General features: G+C 54.8%; 18 protein-coding genes. 12 read left to right on the plus strand and 6 right to left on the minus strand.

Annotation, left to right across the window (positions count from 1 at the left end):
• The first annotated feature begins 6 nt into the window (after positions 1-6).
• On the plus strand, positions 7-558 hold the full coding sequence (locus tag M6D89_RS02100) for a DUF2845 domain-containing protein (RefSeq protein WP_253966376.1): 552 nt from the start codon (positions 7-9) through the stop codon (positions 556-558).
• Positions 559-597: 39 nt separating this feature from the next.
• On the opposite strand, the gene M6D89_RS02105 is transcribed toward M6D89_RS02100, so the two are convergent.
• Positions 598-1704 (minus strand): CvpA family protein, encoded by a 1107-nt coding sequence (locus M6D89_RS02105; RefSeq protein ID WP_253966377.1) that lies wholly within the window; start codon positions 1702-1704, stop codon positions 598-600.
• Between the two features lie 101 nt (positions 1705-1805).
• On the opposite strand from M6D89_RS02105, the gene M6D89_RS02110 reads away from it, so the two are divergent.
• The 9 genes from M6D89_RS02110 (at position 1806) to M6D89_RS02150 (ending at position 11992) form a co-directional block, all read left to right on the plus strand.
• Positions 1806-2603 carry a putative RNA methyltransferase gene (locus M6D89_RS02110; RefSeq protein WP_336297528.1) on the plus strand — a complete coding sequence of 266 codons (798 nt, stop codon included), beginning with the start codon at positions 1806-1808 and terminating at the stop codon, positions 2601-2603.
• A 266-nt stretch (positions 2604-2869) separates the two neighbouring features.
• Positions 2870-5089, plus strand: coding sequence for a carbohydrate-binding family V/XII (locus M6D89_RS02115; RefSeq protein ID WP_253966379.1), 2220 nt, complete (start codon positions 2870-2872; stop codon positions 5087-5089).
• 148 nt (positions 5090-5237) lie between these two features.
• Positions 5238-6050 carry a 2,5-didehydrogluconate reductase DkgB gene (dkgB, locus tag M6D89_RS02120; protein ID WP_253966380.1) on the plus strand — a complete coding sequence of 271 codons (813 nt, stop codon included), beginning with the start codon at positions 5238-5240 and terminating at the stop codon, positions 6048-6050.
• Between the two features lie 166 nt (positions 6051-6216).
• Positions 6217-6756: a sigma-70 family RNA polymerase sigma factor gene (locus M6D89_RS02125; RefSeq protein ID WP_253966381.1), complete on the plus strand. Its 540-nt coding sequence runs from the start codon at positions 6217-6219 to the stop codon at positions 6754-6756.
• Positions 6753-7451 carry an anti-sigma factor gene (locus tag M6D89_RS02130; protein WP_253966382.1) on the plus strand — a complete coding sequence of 233 codons (699 nt, stop codon included), beginning with the start codon at positions 6753-6755 and terminating at the stop codon, positions 7449-7451. The genes M6D89_RS02125 and M6D89_RS02130 overlap by 4 nt, the downstream gene beginning before the upstream one ends.
• Positions 7452-7583: 132 nt before the next feature.
• Positions 7584-9173 (plus strand): DUF4331 domain-containing protein, encoded by a 1590-nt coding sequence (locus M6D89_RS02135; RefSeq protein ID WP_253966383.1) that lies wholly within the window; start codon positions 7584-7586, stop codon positions 9171-9173.
• A 10-nt stretch (positions 9174-9183) separates the two neighbouring features.
• Positions 9184-9708 (plus strand): Ig-like domain-containing protein, encoded by a 525-nt coding sequence (locus tag M6D89_RS02140; protein ID WP_253966384.1) that lies wholly within the window; start codon positions 9184-9186, stop codon positions 9706-9708.
• Between the two features lie 68 nt (positions 9709-9776).
• Positions 9777-10904 (plus strand): tetratricopeptide repeat protein, encoded by a 1128-nt coding sequence (locus M6D89_RS02145; protein WP_253966385.1) that lies wholly within the window; start codon positions 9777-9779, stop codon positions 10902-10904.
• The gene (locus M6D89_RS02150) at positions 10901-11992 is read left to right on the plus strand and encodes a HupE/UreJ family protein (protein ID WP_253966386.1); all 1092 of its coding nucleotides are present in this window, start codon (positions 10901-10903) and stop codon (positions 11990-11992) included. The genes M6D89_RS02145 and M6D89_RS02150 overlap by 4 nt, the downstream gene beginning before the upstream one ends.
• Positions 11993-12032: 40 nt before the next feature.
• Here the strand turns inward: M6D89_RS02150 and M6D89_RS02155 are convergent, their stop codons facing one another.
• Positions 12033-12287 (minus strand): DUF7218 family protein, encoded by a 255-nt coding sequence (locus M6D89_RS02155; RefSeq protein ID WP_253966387.1) that lies wholly within the window; start codon positions 12285-12287, stop codon positions 12033-12035.
• Positions 12288-12436: 149 nt separating this feature from the next.
• On the opposite strand from M6D89_RS02155, the gene M6D89_RS02160 reads away from it, so the two are divergent.
• Positions 12437-13312, plus strand: a complete 876-nt coding sequence (locus M6D89_RS02160) for a chemotaxis protein (protein ID WP_253966388.1) — start codon at positions 12437-12439, stop codon at positions 13310-13312.
• Positions 13313-13390: 78 nt separating this feature from the next.
• On the opposite strand, the gene M6D89_RS02165 is transcribed toward M6D89_RS02160, so the two are convergent.
• Together M6D89_RS02165 and M6D89_RS02170 are read right to left on the minus strand one after the other, a co-directional pair.
• Positions 13391-14851 carry a catalase gene (locus M6D89_RS02165; RefSeq protein ID WP_253966389.1) on the minus strand — a complete coding sequence of 487 codons (1461 nt, stop codon included), beginning with the start codon at positions 14849-14851 and terminating at the stop codon, positions 13391-13393.
• Between the two features lie 148 nt (positions 14852-14999).
• Positions 15000-15824 carry a polyphosphate kinase 2 family protein gene (locus tag M6D89_RS02170; RefSeq protein ID WP_253966390.1) on the minus strand — a complete coding sequence of 275 codons (825 nt, stop codon included), beginning with the start codon at positions 15822-15824 and terminating at the stop codon, positions 15000-15002.
• A 101-nt stretch (positions 15825-15925) separates the two neighbouring features.
• Between M6D89_RS02170 and M6D89_RS02175 the strand changes: the two genes are divergently transcribed.
• The gene (locus M6D89_RS02175) at positions 15926-16111 is read left to right on the plus strand and encodes a hypothetical protein (protein WP_253966391.1); all 186 of its coding nucleotides are present in this window, start codon (positions 15926-15928) and stop codon (positions 16109-16111) included.
• A gap of 126 nt (positions 16112-16237) precedes the next feature.
• Here M6D89_RS02175 and M6D89_RS02180 read toward each other — a convergent pair whose 3' ends face one another.
• On the minus strand, positions 16238-19627 hold the full coding sequence (locus M6D89_RS02180) for a LamG-like jellyroll fold domain-containing protein (protein WP_253966392.1): 3390 nt from the start codon (positions 19625-19627) through the stop codon (positions 16238-16240).
• Positions 19628-19914: 287 nt separating this feature from the next.
• On the minus strand, positions 19915-20970 hold the full coding sequence (locus M6D89_RS02185; protein ID WP_253966393.1) for a glycoside hydrolase family 88/105 protein: 1056 nt from the start codon (positions 20968-20970) through the stop codon (positions 19915-19917).
• Positions 20971-21069: the final 99 nt, after the last annotated feature.

Genomic DNA, 21069 nt, shown 5'->3' on the forward strand with positions numbered 1-21069 from the left:
ATGTCTATGAAAGGTTTTATCGGATGGCTTGGTTTTGGTTTGTTGGCTCTTTTGGTGGGTTGCTCATCGGGCGCCCCTAAAGAGCTGGCGGGCAGTGAGGGGCAAACCTTTTACACCCAACTGAATATGTGGGTTTACAAAGACCAGCACCAAACCGTTAACTATGGGGTAGATCGCTTAATTCCCGTTAACACGGCGGTAAAGGTTCGCGATATTGGCGGAGAAGATGTGGAGTTTAGCTTGCTGGAGAACGGGCGCGAGCTAACGCTGGTGAATATTGAAAAATATACCCGCGAAGAGATGGGTGAGATCTTTAAGCGTTACTTCGGTCGCGACACCGTAAGCCTAGATTCTTTCAGTGCCGCTGAGCGCGAAGCCATTGCCGAAGGTAAGGTGGAAGTGGGCATGAGCAAAGAGGCCGTACTAATGGCGCGAGGCTATCCACCCGCGCATGAAACCTACTCCATTGACGATGATCAGTGGAAGTACTGGACCTCGCGGTTTAACACTAAAATAGTTTATTTTGAAAACGGTAAAGTCAGCCGGATTAAGGACTGACTTTTAACGGCACTGAATTGCTTAGCAATACAGTGCCTACTAATCTTCCACCGGCCGGTCCGAGTAGCGTACATTGCCGTTTTTATCGGTATAACGGTAAATGGTACCGGCCTCGTCTTCATTTACCGTGGCATCCTCGCCGCTTTCCATGGTGCGAATCCTGTACTGGCTGTCTTGCTCTAAGGTGGCCAGGTTATCACTGCCTTCCTCAAAAATGATGCCTGCCAATTCGTTAAGTTTGGGGTTGGTTAACAGGGCCAGTTTGTTGGAAGCGTTTAGCTGCTGTTGAAATTCCGGGTCGTTGATAATTTCCTGCACCCTGGGGTCGTTTTTCATCACTTCAATACGCTGCCAGCCCAAAGACACTTTGCGTGCCGTCTCGCGGGCGCTGTCTTTATCGTTAATATCCATCCCCGAGGCTTGCATTAAATACTTCATATCAGGGTCGGCAATCAGACGCTTGAATTCGGGCACCTGCATCAGTTCATCAATCTCGCCACGGCGCAGCAAGCGCTGAGTGCGCCGATCATCCAGCATCTTTTTTAAGTCGGGGTTTTGCGTTACGCGATTCACCCGGTCCATATTGGCGACCGGGTCAGAGATAAAGGCTTCGCTTAACTGGATGCTGTTGTCACTGACGCCCGACAGAGCCATTAGCGCGCCGGCGGATTTACTGACGGTCAGCTTGGCGGCCTTGCTTATGGCATTGTTTGCAGGCGGTGGAGGTGTTTCGATGGCGTCGGCTTTAAGCTCTTTTGCCGAGGTATAAATGTCTAATGTGTAAACCAGCAAAAGGCCTATAAAACCGCCGATAAGTGCGCCAATAAGTAAGCCGCCCACGCGCGATACGGTGCCTGGCTTGTCATTGGAGCCGGGCATCATCTGTTTAAGCAGCCAGAAAATCAGACGCAGGCCGAACATGGCGAGCACAAACAGGCCAATACTGCCCGCCAAATAGGCCACCGCACCCTCCAAAGGGGTGTGAGCTTTTACCAGGGCCGCCGCGTCTTTACTAAAATAGAAGGCCGCGCCGTAGGCCCCGATAAAGCTGACGCTGCGTGATAGCGACCCCCAAAAGCCGTTAAAGTAGCCGCGAATAGCGAAAAAACCGGTGATAACCAAAAATATAATGGTGGCAGTGGCCATGGAAGGAAACCTTTTGTACTTTATTGGCGGAAGCCCCGATCATATACTACTGCTGATTTAGCTGCCAATGTGGGCGGCATAGCAAAGCGGGTTGAGACTTTATGTATGTGTGTCCGGTGTGTAAGGCACCTTTACAGGCGCAACAGGCGCAGTTCGCGTGCCCACAGGGGCACAGTTTTGATATGGCTAAAAAAGGTTATGTCAATTTGCTGTTGTCGCACAAAATGCGCTCCAAAAATCCCGGTGACAACAAAGCGATGATTGCCGCCCGGCGCGCGTTTTTATCTCAGGGGCACTATCAGCCGCTGTTGGAGAAAATTACGCAGCTTTGTGTGCAGCATGGTGTTTCCCGGTTGTTAGATGCCGGTTGCGGCGAGGGCTACTATGCCTGTGGACTGGCGCGGGCGGGCCTGGAGGTAGCGGGTATGGATATCTCAAAGGAGGGGATCATTGCCGCCTGTAAACGGGATAAAAACCTCGACTGGTGTATCGCTAGTGTCAATGATTTACCCTATCAAAGTGGGTATTTTGATGCGGTGCTGTCAGTGTTTTGCCGGGTCGACGATGCCGAGTTCTATCGGGTGTTGCGCCCAGGTGGGTTGGTGATTTTTGTGGGGCCGGGGAATAATCACTTGCCCGCTTTGCGCGCCGGGCTCTATGAACAGGTGCGACCCTACCAAACCGCGAAGCAGGAAGATTATCTGCCCTCGTTTACCGAAATTGCTTCGACCGGGGTCAAGTTTGCGATTGAGCTAAATTCTGCCGAGCAGATTTACAACTTACTCACCATGACTCCCCACTATTGGAGCACCAATCCTCAGCAACAGCAGCGCTTGCTTGATAGGGGTGTCCTGTCGGATACTGCCGACATGCGGATTCGAGTGTTCAAACGCTTTTGACGATTAGCTTGGCCATAAATTGAGCTGGGTTGGTCGGGCGCTGTATGGGTGTGCCGCTGCGACGCGAGGGCCCGCACGCCAGCATTTCAAGGGAGATCGCAATCTAGACTGGACGATCTACTCTACTGCCAGGTTGATAACGCTCAGCCACTAATGCCGTTCGCAAAATACGACCCAACAGGTATTAATGGTGGCAAACTTAGGTCGGTGGCGCTATGGTTATAGCCCGCGCGTTGTTGCGTATCATACGTTTGGCAGGAGGCGGTATGACTGGCTTGAAAAGGGTAGTGGGGCAATTGGGTATGGTGTGTCTGCTGGTGTGGTCGCTGGCGGTACACGCGGTGGAGTGGCCCCAGCAAATTGCGGCCGACGAGGGCACCATTGTGGTGTATCAACCTCAGCCGGAAAAGCTGGCTGGCAATCTTTTAACCGGTCGCGCGGCCATGTCTCTGGAACTCAAAAACCAAGACGAACCGGTGTTCGGCGCTTTTTGGTTTTCGGCCAAGCTGGATGTCAACGCCAGCACCGGCAAGGCCATTGTGCGGGATATGAAAGTCACCCAGGTCACCTGGCCCGATTCCACCGACGCCAACGAGTCACGCTTTACTCAGGTGGTAGAGGCGGCGCTGCCCCAGGCGGGCTTTGTGATTGATACCGCCGCTCTCAGTGCCAGCTTAAAAGGCGCCGAGCTGGAGCGCAAAAGCCTGAGTAATCTCAAGAACGACGCCCCGGCTATTTTATTTCGCGATCATCTGGCGGTATTGCTGATGTACGACGGCGAGCCGCGTTTCAGCGATGTCGATAATAGTGATTACCAGCGCGCGTTAAATACCCCGTTTGCCGTCGCGCGCAAAAAAAATTCGCAAGCCTATTATCTTTCCAGCGGCCAGTTCTGGTACAGCGCCAGCGACCCCCTTGGCCCCTGGACGCTCACCGGTAATCCTCCCGCTGACTTACAGAAAATGATGCCGGCGCAAGAAGCCGATGAGCAGGCCGCTAACGGTCAGCCCCCCGAAATTGTGACGGTAACTCAGCCCTCTGAATTGGTGGTGACCGACGGCAAACCCGAGTGGAAAAGCTTACCCGGTGGCGATCTGCTTTATGTGGTCAATACCGAAACCCCCTGGTTGCGCGATGTAGCCGGCGGTTCTATGTATGTCCTGCTGTCCGGACGCTGGTTTAAGGCCGCCAAGCAGGACGGGCCCTGGAGCTTTGTGCGCGCCGACGAGCTGCCCGACAGCTTTGCCCAGATTCCTCCCGACTCGGATATCGGCGGGGTACGCACCTCGGTGGCCGGAACCCCCGAGGCGGATGACGCTGTGACCGACGCCTATATCCCCGAAACTGCCGCTATTAAACGCAGCGAAGCCACCCTTGAGGTTACCTACGACGGTGCGCCCGAATTTAAAAGCATTCCGGGTACCCAGGTCGCCTACGCGGTCAATACCGGTGCCCAGGTATTAAAAATCGATAACCACTACTACGCTGTCGATAACGGGGTGTGGTTCGAGTCCGATGCCGCAAAAGGCCCTTGGGCCGTGGCTGATTCCATTCCCGATGACAAAATCCAGCAAATTCCACCCAGCTCGCCGGTATACAACACCACCTATGTGCATGTGTACGAGTCCACCCCCGAGGTGGTCTACGTGGGCTACACCCCGGGTTATATGTGGTCCTTTCCCTACTATGGTGTGCCCGTGTACGGCACCGGCTGGTACTACCCGCCTTATTGGGGTAATTACTATTATCCGCGCCCGCCCACCTGGGGCTTTCATGTGGGTTACAACCCCTGGACTGGCTGGAACTTTGGGGTGAGCTGGAGTAATGGCTTTTTCAGCTTTGGTGCCAGCTGGAATGCTGGCTGGCACGGGCCTTATCGGCCCTGGGGCTGCTGCAATGGCTGGTATGGCGGCGGATATCATCGCCCGCCGGTAGTTATTAATACCGGGAATATCAACATTGGCAATAGCGTGAATATTGGCAACCGCGCGGTGATCAATAACCGTATTGGCAAAAATCCGCAGCTGGTTAATCGCAACAAGAGCGTCTACCACCGTCCCGAAAACCGCGCTCGCAACGCCAAGCCTGCGGTGGCCCGCAATCAGCTGAAAATGGCGCGCCCAGCCCCTCAACGCGCCAACAATGTGTTTGCCGATCGCAATGGCAATGTTGCCCGTCGGGTAGACGACAACTGGCAGGTGCGCGACAAAGGCCAGTGGAGCGCTAACCACCCCGCGGCGAGCGAGCGTTTGTCCTCCCCCGAGGTCAAGCAGCGCGCGTCGGATTTCAAACAGTCACACCCGGACTATCAGCGTCCGGACATTGATCGCCAGCAGATAAACAACTATCGCAACAATCGTTCGCCGTCCAATTTTGATCGCTCCGGGCTCAACCGCGATTTTCAGTCCCGCCAGCGCGGGATGCAGCGCTCGATGCCCAGAGGCGGCGGCTTTCACGGCGGTGGTGGTGGGCGCTTCCAGCGATAACCCTTAGTCCGCTCCAACAGTGAATAAACCGGCTTAGGCCGGTTTATTTTTTGTCCCACGCCAAAAGAATTGTTAATCGCCATTGAGCTTGTCACTCTCAGTGCGTTTAATGGTTTTTTTTAAGGTTCCCTAAAGTTCAGGAGGCAAAATGTCTGCAGATAAGATTCTACCCCAACCCGGTCTGGGTACCTTTCGCCTGCAAGAAGATGTGGTGATCGAATCGGTAAGTTCGGCGCTGGAGCTCGGTTACCGTCATATCGATACCGCCAGCTTTTACCAAAACGAGGCGGCCATTGGTAAAGCTCTGGCAAACAGCTCGGTGCCGCGCTCGGAATTATTTATTACCACCAAGGTGTGGGTTGAGGATCTCGCCGGCGATGGGGTGCAAAAGAGTATTGCCGCGAGCCTGGAAAAACTCGGCACTGATTATGTCGATTTGCTGCTGATTCACTGGCCATCACCCGGCGATGAGGTGCCTATGGAGCACTATATTGGCGAGCTGAATAAAGTGCGTGAACAGGGCTTAACCCGTCACATAGGAATCTCGAACTTTACCAAAGCGCAGGTGGACCAGGCGCTGGCGTGCCCCGGCGGGGAACATATCATCACCAACCAGATTGAAGTGCATCCATTTTTGTCTAACAGCGCGCTCGTCGAGCACTGTCAGAACAAGGGCTTGACCGTTACCGGCTATATGCCGTTGGCCGTGGGCAAGGTGATGGACGAGCCGGTTCTGCAGGAAATAGCCGATCGGCACCAAGCCACTGCCGCGCAGGTGGCGCTGGCCTGGGTGGCCCAGCGCGGTATTATTGTGATTCCCTCGTCCACTAAAAAGAAGCATCAGCAATCCAACCTAGAGGCGTTAGAGCTCAAATTGAGTGATGCCGATATGCAAGCCATTAATGCCCTCGATCGCAATGATCGTATTGCCAATCCCGATTTCGCTCCCGCCTGGGATTGATCAAAGCGCGCGTGAGGTCTGAAGCCGGGATTTTTTAGGCCTCACGCTCTACTGTTTCCATTATTCCTACCTGCTATAGTGTTTTTAAACATCGGCCCGCTTGCATCCAATCGGGCGGCTGTCACGTAACCGAGATACCACACAATAAAAGACCTTAGGGGACTCTATGGAATTGGAATCACAACACGTCAAACTGCTTTGCGCGACCGCAGAAGGGGATAGGCGCGCCTTTGCAAAATTGTATCAAGCGACCTCCGGTAAGTTGTATGCGGTCTGCCTGCAGCTGCTGCAAAGGCGCGATCTGGCCGAAGAAGCCATGCAAGAGGCCTATGTGAAGGTCTGGCATAACGCGGCGGATTATCACAATGATAAAGGCAGCGTACTGGTATGGATGGTGAGCATCGCACGCTACCGGGCGTTGGATATTTTGCGCTCGGCGTCTTATCGGCGCGAAACCCGCGAATCCGTGCAAGAGCAGGCGGATTCGAGCGGCCCTCAGGGTGCACTTTTTGAACAGCGCGATAAGGTGCGCATTGACGAGTGCATGGACACTCTGGAAGACGGCCAGCGGCAGATGATCCAGCTGGCTTATTTTCGTGGGCTTACCCACGCTGAGTTAACCGAACACACCGGCTCGCCGCTGGGTACGATCAAAAGTTGGATTCGTCGCGGGCTGCAAAAACTTAAGAGGTGTCTGGAGCCATGAATTATTTGACGGAAGAGCGCAAAAACAGTCTGTCCTCCGAGTATGTGCTGGGCACCTTACACGGCCGGGCGCGGCTGCGTTATCAAAGCTTGCTGGTAGCTCATCGCCCCATGCGCCAAGCGCTGTGGCGGTGGGAGAAACACCTAAATGCCCTGGGGGCGGCGCTACCCGAACAGACTCCGGACCCGAGTGTGTGGGAGCGTATTCAGCAGCGACTTGGGTTTGTCGCCGAGCCGAATAACGTCACCTCCCTGGATGCCAAGCGAGCCGCCGCGAATCGCTGGCGCTGGCTGGCAGCCGCTGCCAGTATTGCGGCCATTGCTTTGGCTGTCGTGCTAATGCGGCAACCCCCCGTAACGCCGCCTGCGCCATCGCAAGTGGCGGTAGTGCAGGGCAGTGCGGCAGAGGCGCTGTGGCTGATTGAGTTAACCGAATCCAATATTCAGATTCAGGCGACCTCGCAGTTTGCCCCCCTACCGGACAAGGACTACGAGCTGTGGTTGGTGGCCGCCGATGGTCGCGCGCCCGTATCTCTGGGCCTGTTGCCAGAGTCGGGCCGGGCGAGCCTCGCGCGCGATCCTCTGTTTGACCGGGTCGATGTGGCGGCGCTGGCGGTGAGTCTGGAGCCGCCCGGCGGTTCACCCACAGGTTCGCCGACCGAAGTGTTGTACACGGCGCAGCTGGTTACCCTGTAGCTGAATTTGCGCCAGCACAAAAAGCCGAATGCCTGGTGCATTCGGCTTTTTTTATGTTTTTTGAAAAAGTTGAATCCAGTATCGCGGCTGTCTCGTTACGGGTATGAAGTCCCGTTAAAAAGGAGATAAACCATGCGATTTCAAAAACTCACTCTCGCCATTGCCGTATTGTGCGGCAGCCTATGTTTGCAAACCCAAGCCTCTAGTCATCGCGAGGCGCCCAACCTGACCCGTATGCCCACTGTGGACTCGGCGGATTTTTACGCGTTTAACAGCTACGAGCCCGGCAGGGGCGATTACGTCACCCTGATTGCCAACTATATCCCTCTGCAAGATGCCTATGGTGGCCCTAACTATTTCGCCATGGACCCCGCAGCGGTTTACAGCATTCATATCGATAACGATGGCGATGCGGTAGAAGATATTACCTACCAGTTCCGCTTTAGTCAGCACTTGCCTGGCGATGGCGAAGGGGTTGCTTTAAATGTGGGGCCCGAGGGCGACACTAAAAGCATTGCCGTGCCGCTGAAAAATGTTGGCGGTATCTCGGCTAACGATATGTCGGCGGCCAATTTTTCTGAAAGTTACACCTTGTCCGTTGTGGCCGGAGATCGACGCACAGGTACTAGCATGATGGCTCAGGCCGCCGACGGTTCGGGTACTGATTTTGCCAAGCCCTTGGACTACATTGGCAACAAAACCTTTGGCTCGATGGAAGGTTACGCCGAATACGCACACAGCTTTGTCCACGAAGTTTCTATTCCCGAGTGCGACATGAACGGCCGCGTATTTGTGGGTCAGCGCAAAGACCCTTTCACGGTGAATCTGGGCAAAACTTTTGACTTGGTGAACTATGTACCGGTTGAAGGCGATAGCGCCCCCGGCGCCGGTGATGGCGGCGGCTTCCCAGGTGGTATTACCCAATCTACCGAGAACGATGATCTGCGCTGGAAGAATGTTACCGCGCTGGCCATTGAAGTGCCCAAGTCCTGTGTGACCGGTGACGGAAACGGCGTAATTGGTGCTTGGACTACTGCCAGTCTGCCCCAGGCGCGCATTCTTAACCCACAGGCTGACTTTGCTAAACCCGAGGTGAACGGCGGTGCGCTGACTCAAGTGTCGCGTCTGGGTAGTCCGCTGGTGAACGAGTTGGTTATCGGCTTAAAAGATAAAGATACCTTCTCGGCCAGCGAGCCCAAAGATGATGGTCAGTTTGCCGACTATGTGACTCACCCCAGTCTGCCGGAGTTGTTAAACATTCTGTTTAAAGATCCGGTCAATCAAACTCTGGGCACCGACATTGAAACCTTGGCCCCCACCAACTATCCGCGCATGGATTTGGTGACCGCCTTTCTCACAGGCTTTGAAGGTGTTAACCAGCAGGCCACGGTCACTCCGTCGGAAATGCTGCGCTTAAACACAGGCATACCCGCAACACCCGCCCAAGAGCAATCGGCCTTTGGTGTGGCTGGTGATGATCTGGCGGGCTTTCCCAACGGCCGTCGCCCCGGCGATGATGTGGTGGATATCGCGCTGCGCGTAGTGATGGGACGTTTGTGTTATCCCATCCCCGTGGCAGGCACTGATACCGACCTGGGGCTGTGTGCACCGGAAGATGCCGCAGTGGGTAACGTCCCCTTTACCGATGGCGCGCCGCTCAATGCCAGCATGATGGATATGCACTTTCCCTATCTGGCCAATCCCATTGCCGGATCGGAATAAGGAGGCTGTTATGAAACTCTCTACCCGAAGCGTGACTCTAGCGGCTGTGATGGGAGCCTTGCTGGTCGGTTGCGGCAGCGATAGCGACGACCACAAACCCATGCCCGAACCCGAGCCGCAAAACACCGCGCCCCAAGCGACAAGCGCCAACTTTGTCACTCAAGCCGATGTGGCATTAATGGATAACTTGAGCGGTACGGACGCCGATGGCGATTCGCTGACATTCGCGGTGCAAACCCAACCGGCGACCGGCGAGCTGATGTTAGAAAGTGACGGCAGCTTTACCTACACGCCACCGGCAGCCAGCACCGGAACGGCAAGCTTTAGTTTTGTGGTTTCCGATGGCATGAAGGACTCGGCCCCCGCCGAGGTACACATTGTCATCGAGGCACAAATGCTGTCATTCAGTGCCTACAGTCGCGACGTGTATAACCAGGATGCGACGGCGGAGCCTTTGCCGCTAAATGGTCGGGTGTTGGAGGATGATGTCGAGTCTCCCAACGCCTACGACGATTTGTTGCAAAGCGCCGATTGATAGGGAGCCGCTACCGCCCGAAAGATTGGGCGGTAGCGGTGTTAATCAACGCAGCAAAGGTGTATTCCATGAAAGCTATGACGCGAACAGCCAAACAATGGCTATTAATTGCATTCAGTTTAATCCTCGGTGTTGCTGCATTACCGGGCAACGCTAAACCCTACACGCCCAGCCACTCCGATTCAGTGGTGGTGGATTGGGGGGAGCCTGTAAGCACCGCTGCCAGCCTGCCTGCACAGAGCGCCGCTGATACTTTGCGCTGGGCGGCCCGTCAGGTGGTTCAAGCAAAAAAGCCAGGGCAAAGCTTTCGTTACGCGCTGGCACAGCAGGCGCTGGATGAGCTAACTCTGGCCCAAATCACCGGCGCGGCTGAACGTGTCGAGCTCTGGCGTCTGCGGGCCTCACTGGCGCAGCACAGCCACCATTTTGATGAGGCGCAAGATAATTTACAACAGGTGCTGGCTTTAGCGCCCGACCATATAGAAGCGCGCTTAATGGCGGCGCGTATCGCGCTTCTAAGCGGCGAGGTTGAGCCTGCCGAGCAGCATTGTCAGAAGCTGCTAGGTGTCAGTGATTTACTCACCGCGTCGGCTTGTTTACTCGAAGTACGCTCGGTGAGCGCGAGCGCTGAGCAGGCCTATCCGGCCCTTAAGCGGCTGGTAGAGCGCAGCGGCTGGCCCGATGATGCCCGGCGCCCCTGGTTAGAGCAAATGCTGGCATCAATGGCCGAGCGACAGGGAAAATTTGAAGAGGCGGCCCAGTGGTTATCTCTGCCCGTGGGCGAGCAGAGTGTCAGCTATCTGTCTCAGTGGGCGGAACTGCAACTGCGTTTAGATAAACCCCGCCGAGTTATGCACGCTATTAGTTCTCTCGAAATAGCACCCGACAATCTTGATGATGTGCTGTTACTGCAAATGGCGTTAGCGGAAAACATGCTCGGTGAAGAAAATCAATGGCAGTCGCGTATGGAGCGCCGTGTGGCCCTGCGTGAAGCGCGCAATGACTGGCAGCACGCGGCCCACCTCAGTCGCTATTACTTAGACATAGACCCCGACGCCCAGCGTGCTCTGTTCTGGGCGCGCCGAAATATAAAAGCTGCTCGGGAGCCTTATGATAAAGAGCTTTTACGTCGCGCAGAGCAAGCGGCCTTAACGCGCAACCAAAGCATGGATCGTTCAGGGGGTAATCGCTCATGAAATGGGTACTTTGCTTTTTGCTAGCTCTGCCGCTGCTCGCCAGTGGCCATCAATTAAGCACGGCGTATATGTCGTTGGAACGCACCGACTCCAGTGTTTTAGAGGGGCAATTACAGTGGCGCCTTTACGATCTTGAGCGCAGTCTGCGACTCGATAGTAATCGCGATGGCAAGTTGACTTGGGGCGAAATTAAAGCCCGCGAAGCGGCGATTGGCCAGTTTCTTGGCGAACGTTTAAGTGTTGCTCAAGGTGGCGTCACCTGCACATTAAATAGCGCTTCGTTGCGGAAGCTGGATCGACACTATGCCGAGCCCTACCTGTTATTACCCCTACAGGTGCAGTGTCCAATTAGCGGCGATCTTACGATTCGCTATATGGCATTTTTTAATCAGGACGCCGATCACAAACTGCTGCTTAGTGTAGAAGACGGGGATAGTGCCATTTCGCGAGTGATCAGCGCTCAGCAACAAGAGGTTACCATCGCTTCGTCAGACGGTTTCTGGCAGGGCTTTAGCGATTATGTGTATCAGGGCGTTGTTCATATTCTGATCGGCTGGGATCATATTCTGTTTTTGCTTTGTTTGCTCTTGGTGGCCGTGTTGAGTCGTCGCGATCACCAGTGGCAGGCGCGCGTCGCAAAACGGGAGATTATTCTTTACACCCTGACCATCGTGACCGCTTTTACGCTGGCCCACTCAATTACTTTAACCGCAACCGCCTTGGGCTGGATTGATCTTCCCAGCCGTTGGGTAGAGATCGGCATTGCCGCTACCGTGATCTTTGCAGCAGTGAACAATATTGTGGTGCTGTTTTGGCGAATAGGGTGGATCACCTTTGGGTTTGGTCTGTTACACGGTATGGGCTTTGCCGGTGTGCTGGGCGAGCTGGGGTTGCCGCAGCAGGGCAAACTAACCGCTGTGGTCGGGTTTAACCTGGGGGTCGAGCTGGGTCAGTTAGTGATTATTGCGTTGCTCTTGCCCGTCTTAATGTTGTGTCGCAACGGTCAGTGGTATCGCCGCTGGGCGATGCCAGCAGGATCGGTGCTGATTGCGCTGCTCGGAACCCGCTGGTTGCTCGAACGTTTGTAATTTATACAGGGCGTAGTCCCAAACCCGAGCGCTGGTGCCCCTAGTGGTGGCGCAGCGCTCGAATAAGGCCGCTTTTGCTCAATCGCGAGCGCCCCTCAATTCCAATCTCTTGCGCTCGGCGATACAACTGATCGCGAGTCCAATCTTCATAGGATGAAGCTTTGCCGCCGCGTTTGGCGGCCTTTTGGCGCGGGGTGTTCGCTATCCGCGCCGCTTTTTCTTTGCTGGCTCCTTGCTCTCGCAAAGCCTCGTATTGTTCATCATCTTTGATACTGGGGCCGTAGTTTTTAGCCATAATCACTTACCTCTAGCTGTCCCATTCAAACGTGATTCATGCTGTTTACTCTTATCTAGGCAAAATGCGTTCCTGTAAAGGCCGGTAAGTGCGCTGGTCGCTCGTGCTTATGCACTGCTAGAATAATAGTTCAGTAGCGGGGGTGATTGATGAAAGAAGATGCTTCTACTCAGGGGTTAATGCTGTTTTGGCTTACCCAAACGCAGCGTTTTGCTCTGGGTACACTTAAGATTCGCGAGATTGTACCGTTTACCAAATTAACCCCGATGCCAGAATCGCACCCAGCCATTCTGGGGGCGGCTAATATTCGCGGTACCACAATGCCGGTTATCGACATGGCCGCCGCCGTGGGGAGTGCGCGGTTAAACTCCGAAGAGGCGCAGGCGGGCTATATTGTCATTACTGATTGTCAGCGTAAAACCGTGGGTTTTCTGGTTCGGGCCCTGGACCGTATATCGGAGAAAAGCTGGCGTGATATTGAGGCGCCGCCCAAAAGTTTAGGGCGCAATGCCTGCGTGGCCGGGGTGACTCGAGTCGACGATAAGCTGGTGCAAGTCATCGATGTAGAGCATATTTTTGCGACTTTGTACGGCCCTGAGAATATCCAGGCAAGTGGCGACTTGGACGCTGCCCAAACGGCCTGTTTGCGTGCGCTGAATATTTTGGTGGTGGACGATTCTTCGGTAGCGCGCAAACAACTCTCTGACGCTCTGGATCATTTGGGGATTGGTTATCGGATGACGGCCAACGGACAGACGGCACTGGATATCATGCGTGAGCAAGCTCAATCGGGCAGTCCTATTGACTTGCTGGTGAGTGATATTGAAATGCCGGGGCTGGACGGGTACGAGCTCGCGTTTGCGGTACGGGATAATCCGGAGTTGGCGCAAGCGTATATTATTCTGCACACCTCTATTTCCAGCGAAATTAGCGTCAGCCAAGCCCACCAAGTAGGCGCCAACGAAGCCTTAACTAAGTTCGACGTGGACGAATTGGTGCAAGCGATGCTTCGCGGTGCGCAATAACCAAAACGCCGAGCGACTTAATCCCAGTTGCTCAATCAACGTAGGGCGCCCGGTTTGGGAAATGGGCGCCCGATGACATTAGGCTTCTTTTAGCTGATCGCGCACTGATTTTTCAATTCGCTCGCCAATTGTCTGGTCAATATTTTTCCAGTATTCAAAGGCGCGTTTAAGTACGGGCTCGGAAACCCCGTCGCACAGATGGCCGGTCACGTTATTCACTAAGCGTTCGCGAGCCGGCTCGTCCATTACCTCGTTAATCAAGGCGCGGGGCTGCACATAGTCATCATCATCGCGATGCTGGGTGTAGGCTGCGCGCACCATGTTGCCCTCAGCACCAAAGGTTTCCATATTAGGCGCACGCTCGGGGTCGGCGTGGGCACCGCCTTTGCTGTTGGGCGCATATACAGGGTCGCTGACGTTTTCGGTGCGCATGGCGCCGTCTTTGGTGTAGCTGTGTACCGGGCACTGGGGTTTGTTTACCGGAATTTGTTTGTAGTTAACCCCCAGGCGCGCGCGGTGTGCATCAGCGTAGGCAAACATCCGGCCCAGCAGCATTTTGTCGGGGCTGACACCGATGCCCGGTGGCATATTGTTGGGTTCAAAGGCGGCCTGTTCAATTTCTGTGTGATGGTCGGTGGGATTGCGGTTAAGCGTCAGCTTGCCCACTTTAATCAGTGGGTAATCGTCGTGGGGCCAGACTTTGGTTAAATCGAAAGGGTTAAAGCGGTAAGTCTCGGCATCTTTAAATGGCATAATTTGCATATGCAGTGTCCAGCTGGGGTGGTCACCTTTTTCGATGGCGCTGAACAGATCGCGGGTATGATAGTCGCCGTCCATACCGGCCAGCTTGTCCGCCTGCTCCTGAGTAATACACTCGACGCCCTGGTCGGATTTAAAGTGGTACTTCACCCAAAATTTTTCTCCTGCCGCATTCACCCACATATAGGTGTGTGACGAATAGCCGTTCATGTGACGCCAAGTGTGGGGAATACCGCGATCGCCCATCAACCAAGTTACCTGATGCGCTGACTCAGGCGACAGGGTCCAGAAATCCCACTGCATATCATGGTCGCGCATATTGTTGTCGGCGCGGCGTTTTTGCGAGCGAATAAAGTGTTGAAATTTCATCGGGTCGCGAATAAAAAACACCGGGGTATTATTGCCCACCATGTCGTAGTTGCCTTCGCTGGTGTAAAACTTCACCGCAAAGCCGCGTGGGTCACGCCAGGTGTCGGGGCTGCCGCGCTCGCCTGCCACGGTTGAAAAGCGCATTAACACATCGGTTTTCGTGCCGGGCTGAAACACCGCCGCCTTAGTGTAGGCACTGACATCTTCGGTGACTTCAAAGTGACCAAAGGCCCCGCTGCCCTTAGCGTGGGGCTGACGCTCGGGAATACGTTCGCGGTTAAAGGCGGCCATTTGCTCGACCAATTGATGATCGTGCATCACGATGGGGCCGTCCGGCCCAATGGTCAGCGAATGCTCATCGCTATTGACGGGAATACCGGCGTCGGTGGTGGTGAACTTATCGTTGCTCATTCTCTTCTCCTGGAGTGCTGCAAAAGTTACACTAAGGTGTAAATATTTCGCGGCCTGGTTGCGTAGAAATCCCTAATGGGACGGCTGCTGAGCTAAACGCAAGACCTATTCCAGAGACCGATTAACTTATACTATGTTGTTGATAAGTCTAGTCTATAGTCAGCCCCAGTTGTTTCTTCGCCAGTTTGACGATCTCCGGGTCGATTGGGGGCGGCTCGATATCCACCTTATGGCTTAATGCCTGCACCAGTATTTTTAATACTTCAATACGCGCATGACGTTTGTCGTGGCCCGAAATGATATGCCAGGGGCAGGACTCGGTATCGGTATATTTCAGCATGTCGTTAATGGCCTCTTCGTAGTCGGGCCACCTTTCCCGGTTGCGTACGTCTTCCATGGTGAGCTTCCAGCGTTTGTAGGGATCGTGCAAACGCTGAATAAATCGCTCCAGCTGCTCGTCTTTGTCGATATGAATAAATAACTTAATAACCCGAGCGCCGTCATCGGTTAGCAGGCGTTCAAATTCATTGATTTCCCGATAGGCCCGTTGCCACTCGCTCTTGCGGGCAAAGTCTTCCACGCGCTCCACCAACACTCGGCCATAGTAGCTGCGGTCGAATATTGCCAGGCATCCGGCCTCGGGCAGTTTGGTGTAAAACCGGTAAAGGTAGTGTTTTGCCTGGTTTTCGGGTTTGGGCGCGCCGATGGGATGAACCGTGCAGCCGCGCGGATCGAGCTTTTCCGTCACCCGTCGAATAGCGCCCCCTTTACCCGCGGCGTCCCAGCCCTCAAACACAATAATCGCGCGTCTGCCGCTGTGGTAATACGCCTGCTGTACGTGGAGCAGCTTTTTTTGCCAGTGTTTTAGCTCGGCTTTATAGGTGTCTTTATCAGCTATGCGGGGGCGAATGGCGTCATAGTCGCGAATATCAATCTGGCGCTGACGCAGAACAATCTGTGAGGGTTGGTGCATGCGAACTCCCTGCGCTTGGGTAAAATAGAGCTTCAGTGTATAACTATGCCATCCAACTGTGTGAATGTAGACCGATTTATCAATAGTGTTTAGGTTAGCCCATGTCCAATGTTGTGCCGTTTAAACGCCCCAGCCCCAAACAAAAACACAAAGGCAAAACCCTGTGCCGCAGTGGTTTCCACAAATGGGAGGTGGTAACCAGCCAGCAGTTTGATGTAAAGCAGGGCAGGTTGGTGACGCGCTATAAATGTAAGCGGTGCGGGGAGGAGAAAGTTGAGGCGAGGTGAGTTAACGTCTGATGCTGGAGGTCTGAGGTCTGACGCGTCCGACATCAGACCTCAGACTTCAGACAAAAAAAGGGAGCGCGGAGGCGCTCCCTTTTTATTTGGATAATCGCTGCTCAGCGTTATCCCTTACTCCGCCGCCAAAGCTTCAATCACCTCAGCGGAAACGGCTTCGTTAAAGATGACTAGCTCATCCACCAGTCCCTGGTACGGGGTATCCCAGTAGTTCACGCCGATGCCAAAGGCGGCGTTGTCGCCGGTAAATACATCCGGGAAGCCGGTGCCGCTAAACACCTGTTCGCCGTCCAGATACAGGGTCAGGGTGCCTGCATCGTTTACGGCAGCAAAGTGAGTCCACTCGCCAGAGGGGATTTGCGTGCCGGTGTCGCCGTCGAACCAGTTGGTGCCGGACCACAACATGGTGTTACCAGCATCGCCCGGACCGAAGGGCACCACACTGATCCAACTGGCGTCGCTCATGGCCCCAAAGAAGGTGGTAGTAAACTGATTGAGCGCGGTGGGGTTCAGCCACAGGGCAAAGCTGTAACGACTGCCGCTGATCAGACCGTCGGCCAGACGCACACCGCTGGCGCCATCCAGGCTTAGTGCCATACCGCTTTTACCACTGGCATAGTTTACGGTGCCGCCGGTGTTGTCCAGGCGATCACCGGTCACGCTGCCCGAGGCGAAGCTGCCGGCGACATCGTCCAGGTGCTCGTCGAAGCTATAACGCGCCGATGGCTCGGACGGAGCCAGAGAGCGAACAGTAGCATCGAAGGTTTTGGTTGCCGATTCGCCATCCAGTGTCAGGGTGGCAGTCAGCGTTACCATACCGTCTACCGACTGTGGCTGAGTCACTACGGCGGTGTTATTGTCGATGCTGATCAGGCCCGTATCCGAGCTGCTCCACTCGATCGCGGCGGCGTAAGGGCCGGTAGCGGGCAGGGTGAAGTCGGACTGAACACCGTTTAGATCGCCCAGATCTAGCAGTTCGACGGCCGAATCCAGCAGTTCACTGGCCGGTTGTTGGTCGATATCCAGAGCGGCGATCTCGCCCGCGCTTAGAGAGGCATCGTAGATATTAAGCTCGTCGATCAAGCCCGTATAGGGCGTATCCCAGTAGTTGACCCCCAGCGCAAAAACACCGTCGTTCCAGGTGAAAAAGTCCGTCAGGTTGGCGCCCGAGAACTTCTGCTCGCCATTAAGGTAAACCGATACGGTACCGCGATTCACGCTAAAAGCCATGTGGGTCCACTCGTTGGCGGGAATTACCTCGCCCGCGCTGGCGTCCACCCAAGCTTGGCTTCCGCTCCACAGCATGGTATTGCCGTCCCAGCTTTGCGGTACAAAGCTAATCCACTGGTCTGACGTCAAGGCTCCGCTGTCGTTGGTGTACTCGTCGATTGCACCGAAGAAAGCGGTCGTGAACTGGTTAAGCACCGTGGGGTTTACCCACATGGATACGGTGTATTCGTAGTTATCAATAAGACCATCGGGCAGGCGTACCCCGGTAAAGCCGTCCAGCATCACAGCTTGTCCCGTTTTACCGGCGGCAAAGCTTACCGTGCCGGCGTTGTGGATACGATCGCCCGTCGCCATGCCGTCGGCTTTGTTACCCAGCTCATCCGCCAGATCATCGTCAAAGCTGTAGTGAGCGGTGCGGTTGTAGCTCATGCGCTCGGGCACGGCCACGGTAAAGCTACGTTCGCTTTCCATACCCTTGCGGGTAATGGTGGCGGTCAGGTTTACGCTGGCATCGCCTTCGCCCACGTTGGGACGCATAACCTCGCCCTGATCGTCGATCACGCTTGGGTTGTCGCTGCTCCAGCTAATGGTGGCGCCGCGCGCCCCGGCCGTAGACAGGGTGATTTGGTTGCCTTTAAACATCTCGGGCAGTACCAGGTCGTCGGCAATCGCATCCATAATCTCGCCATCGCCTTTGGCAGGCAATTGGATGCCCCACAGTGACGCGCCCTCATCCGACAGCGCGGTGAAGCTTGGCATCAGCGTTTCCAGGCGCGGGTCCCACTGCCAGGCAGCGTTGCCTTCAAACACAGTGCCGTCTTCCAGGGTAATGGTAATGCGCTCGGGCTGATCGGCGTACAGCATATAGCTGCCGCTTACCTCACCGCTGATGGTGCCGTCTTCGTGCATTGTTACCGCTTGCGACAGGTGTGCCGTGCGGTTGATGTCTTTACCGTGGTTGATAATCTGGTAGTCGCCCACAATGTCCTGATGGTCGACGATATTATCGCCTTCAATGGGCGCATAGCGCTGGGGTGATGCCACCAGCCAGTCGTCGTTATTAATCCACATCTCGTGCACGCGAATAGCGTGGCCTTCGCCGCGATTGGGGAAGCGAGTGTGAGTGATCAAGAAATGCTTGCCGGTCTCGTCATCGTAGTACGCCGAGTTGTGGCCCGGTGCCAGGTAGCCACGCGATTCGGCGTCAGAGCCTGCCAGTGACTGGAAGATAAAGCCGCCCATCATTTTGTTGCCGTAGGGGGCAATGCTGTCCCAGCCGCCACGAGCATTGGCGACATCGTTACCGACGGCGTCCAGGTAGGGGCCATCGGGGGTGCGCGAACGGGCCACGCGAATGTTGTAGCCATCGGCCGCTTCATAGCCGCCGAAAGAGGTGAACATGTAGTAATAGTCCGATTCGGGACTGTAAATGACAAAGCTGCCTTCGATAGAGCTGTGGTCACCACCGATAATGTGTTTGCCATAGCCCTGACCGGGTTCGGGTTTGCCGGTGGTCTCGTCCATTTTTAAAATGAAAATACCGCCGGAGTAGGAGCCGTAACTCAACCACAGTTGGCCGTCTTTGTCGTAGAATGCTGTGGGGTCAATAACATTGGGGTGAACAAAGGCATCGAAGCTTTCCAAATCACCTACGCCGTAGTCGCCTTGCATTTGTTCATCGGTCTGGCCCGAGTAGAGGAAAATACCTTGGTCTTCGTAGGGGCCTTCCACGTTATCGGAAACCGCCACGCCCAGATAGGAGTGAGGCGCGTTGCAAAGGCCTTCTTCACTTGCCGGGTTCGCGCAGTGGTTGTAATAGAAGTAGTAGCGTCCATCGGCCAAGCGGATAATATCTGAAGCCCAAGAGCCCACATGACCACCGGTCCACTCGATGCCCTCGGCAATTTCGGTAGCATAGGTGTTAAACAGAGGGTTAGCGTCGTTTACGCCATTGGCCACCAGCTCCCAATTCACCAAATCGGTACTTTTGGCAAAGCCCAGATGTGAGCCCACCACATAGTAAGTGCCGTCCTCAGCGCGAATCACGGAAGGATCATGCACAGCTACATCGTTATAGTTGACCAGGGTTGGGTCAATGGTGGGGTTTTCGAACGCCTGTAAAGGCTCCGAGCTGGAAGAAGAGCTAACACTGGATGAAGATGAGTTGGCTGTGCTTGAGGATGAGCTGGTAGTAGAACCGCCATCTGAGCCACCGCCGCCGCAACCTGCGAGCGACAATACGCTCACCGCCAGGGCGAGAGACCGAATATTCATTCTGTATACCTCTGTTATGTTTTTATAGAAACGTCTACATCGAAAACACATCAATAGTAATACAATAATAATATATGGGCAATGAGTCCGAGATTCAGGCTCTAAGCGTGATAGCGGAAAAATAATCCTAAAGTAGGTTTTGGCACAATTTTATGCTTGTTTAGGCGGGTTAGAGTGGGGTTTTGGGTTGAGGGAATTGGTCGAGGGGCGAGTCACAATAGGTTTTCCGATAAAAAAGACCACAGTATGTCATACATATTGTGGTCTTTTTGACTCTAACTGGAGGTTTACTTCTCTTTTGTTAGCCGTGTTGCCGCCAGCCACAGCAGCGGCGCTTGGCCGTGCAAGTCTCCGGTAATGCGGGGGCGGTCTAAGTAGTAATCGGGGTCCTGGCTTTGCCCGGTCCCCACGCACACATCGGTGAGCTGGCCGTCGGCAGTGACTCTTTTTTCCAGCGCCTGCCAGGCTTTATCCACCGCTGGCTGGTACAGGCTTTTCTCTAGCAGGCCGCGTTCAACGCCCACCGCCATGGCGAAGGCAAACATGGCAGTGCCCGAGGATTCTTTCCAGGCGTCGGGGTAATCAATCAACTGGCGCCACATGCCGTCATCCGCCTGATACTGCAAAAGGGCCGCCATCATCTTTTGGTAGCCCTGATTAATAGAGTCATAAAGGGGGTGTTCGGGCGGGAGTTCAGATATCAGCTCAGCCAGGCCTGCGGCCACCCAGCCATTGCCCCGGCCCCAAAAGAAGGGGGCCTCGGGGCCGTGATGAAAGAGGCCGTTGGGCTGCTGCAGTTTCTCCAGGTAGGCATTAATTTGCACTGCGGCGCGCTGCAGATAAATGGGTTTTTGGGTGGCGCGGAAAGCCTGAACCTGCAGCGCACCGATCATCCAGACATCGTCAATCCAGTAGCGGGTCTGGCGGGTCAGGCCATCGTCCTGAGGATTCTCCCATTGCTCGTCTGCCAGCACCAAGCCGGTGTTGAGTGCCTCGGTATCGCCATTGGTAAAGTAACGCTCAATGGGCAAGATGCCGTAGGCATTGGCGTCCACATGATCGTCTTCCAGTAAGTTGTCGGTACCCGGAACTTCTTGATAGCGCGCTAGCAGCTTCTCGCTCAGAACCAGATTGTCACTAATGCGGGCGTACTTTAACGCGCCATAGGCTGCCGCGGCTTCGGCATAGTGAAAGCCGGTAAAATGGTCGCTAACGTACATCATATAGTCTGGCCGATTCAGCAAGTCCTTGATCGCGTGGTTGGCGACCGAGCTCGAATCCGCTTGGCTCCATACAGAAACCGTAGTGGCGAAGGTAAGTAATAGGGTGTTCAGGATTTTCATAGGCTACTCGTCCCATTTATTATGGTCGTTGGGACAGTAACAGTGTGGGGCTGAACGGGGAAGAGGCTGGATAATTATTTAAGGTGCTGGAAAACGGGT

This window comes from Gilvimarinus xylanilyticus, from assembly GCF_024195295.1.
Lineage (GTDB): Bacteria > Pseudomonadota > Gammaproteobacteria > Pseudomonadales > Cellvibrionaceae > Gilvimarinus > Gilvimarinus xylanilyticus.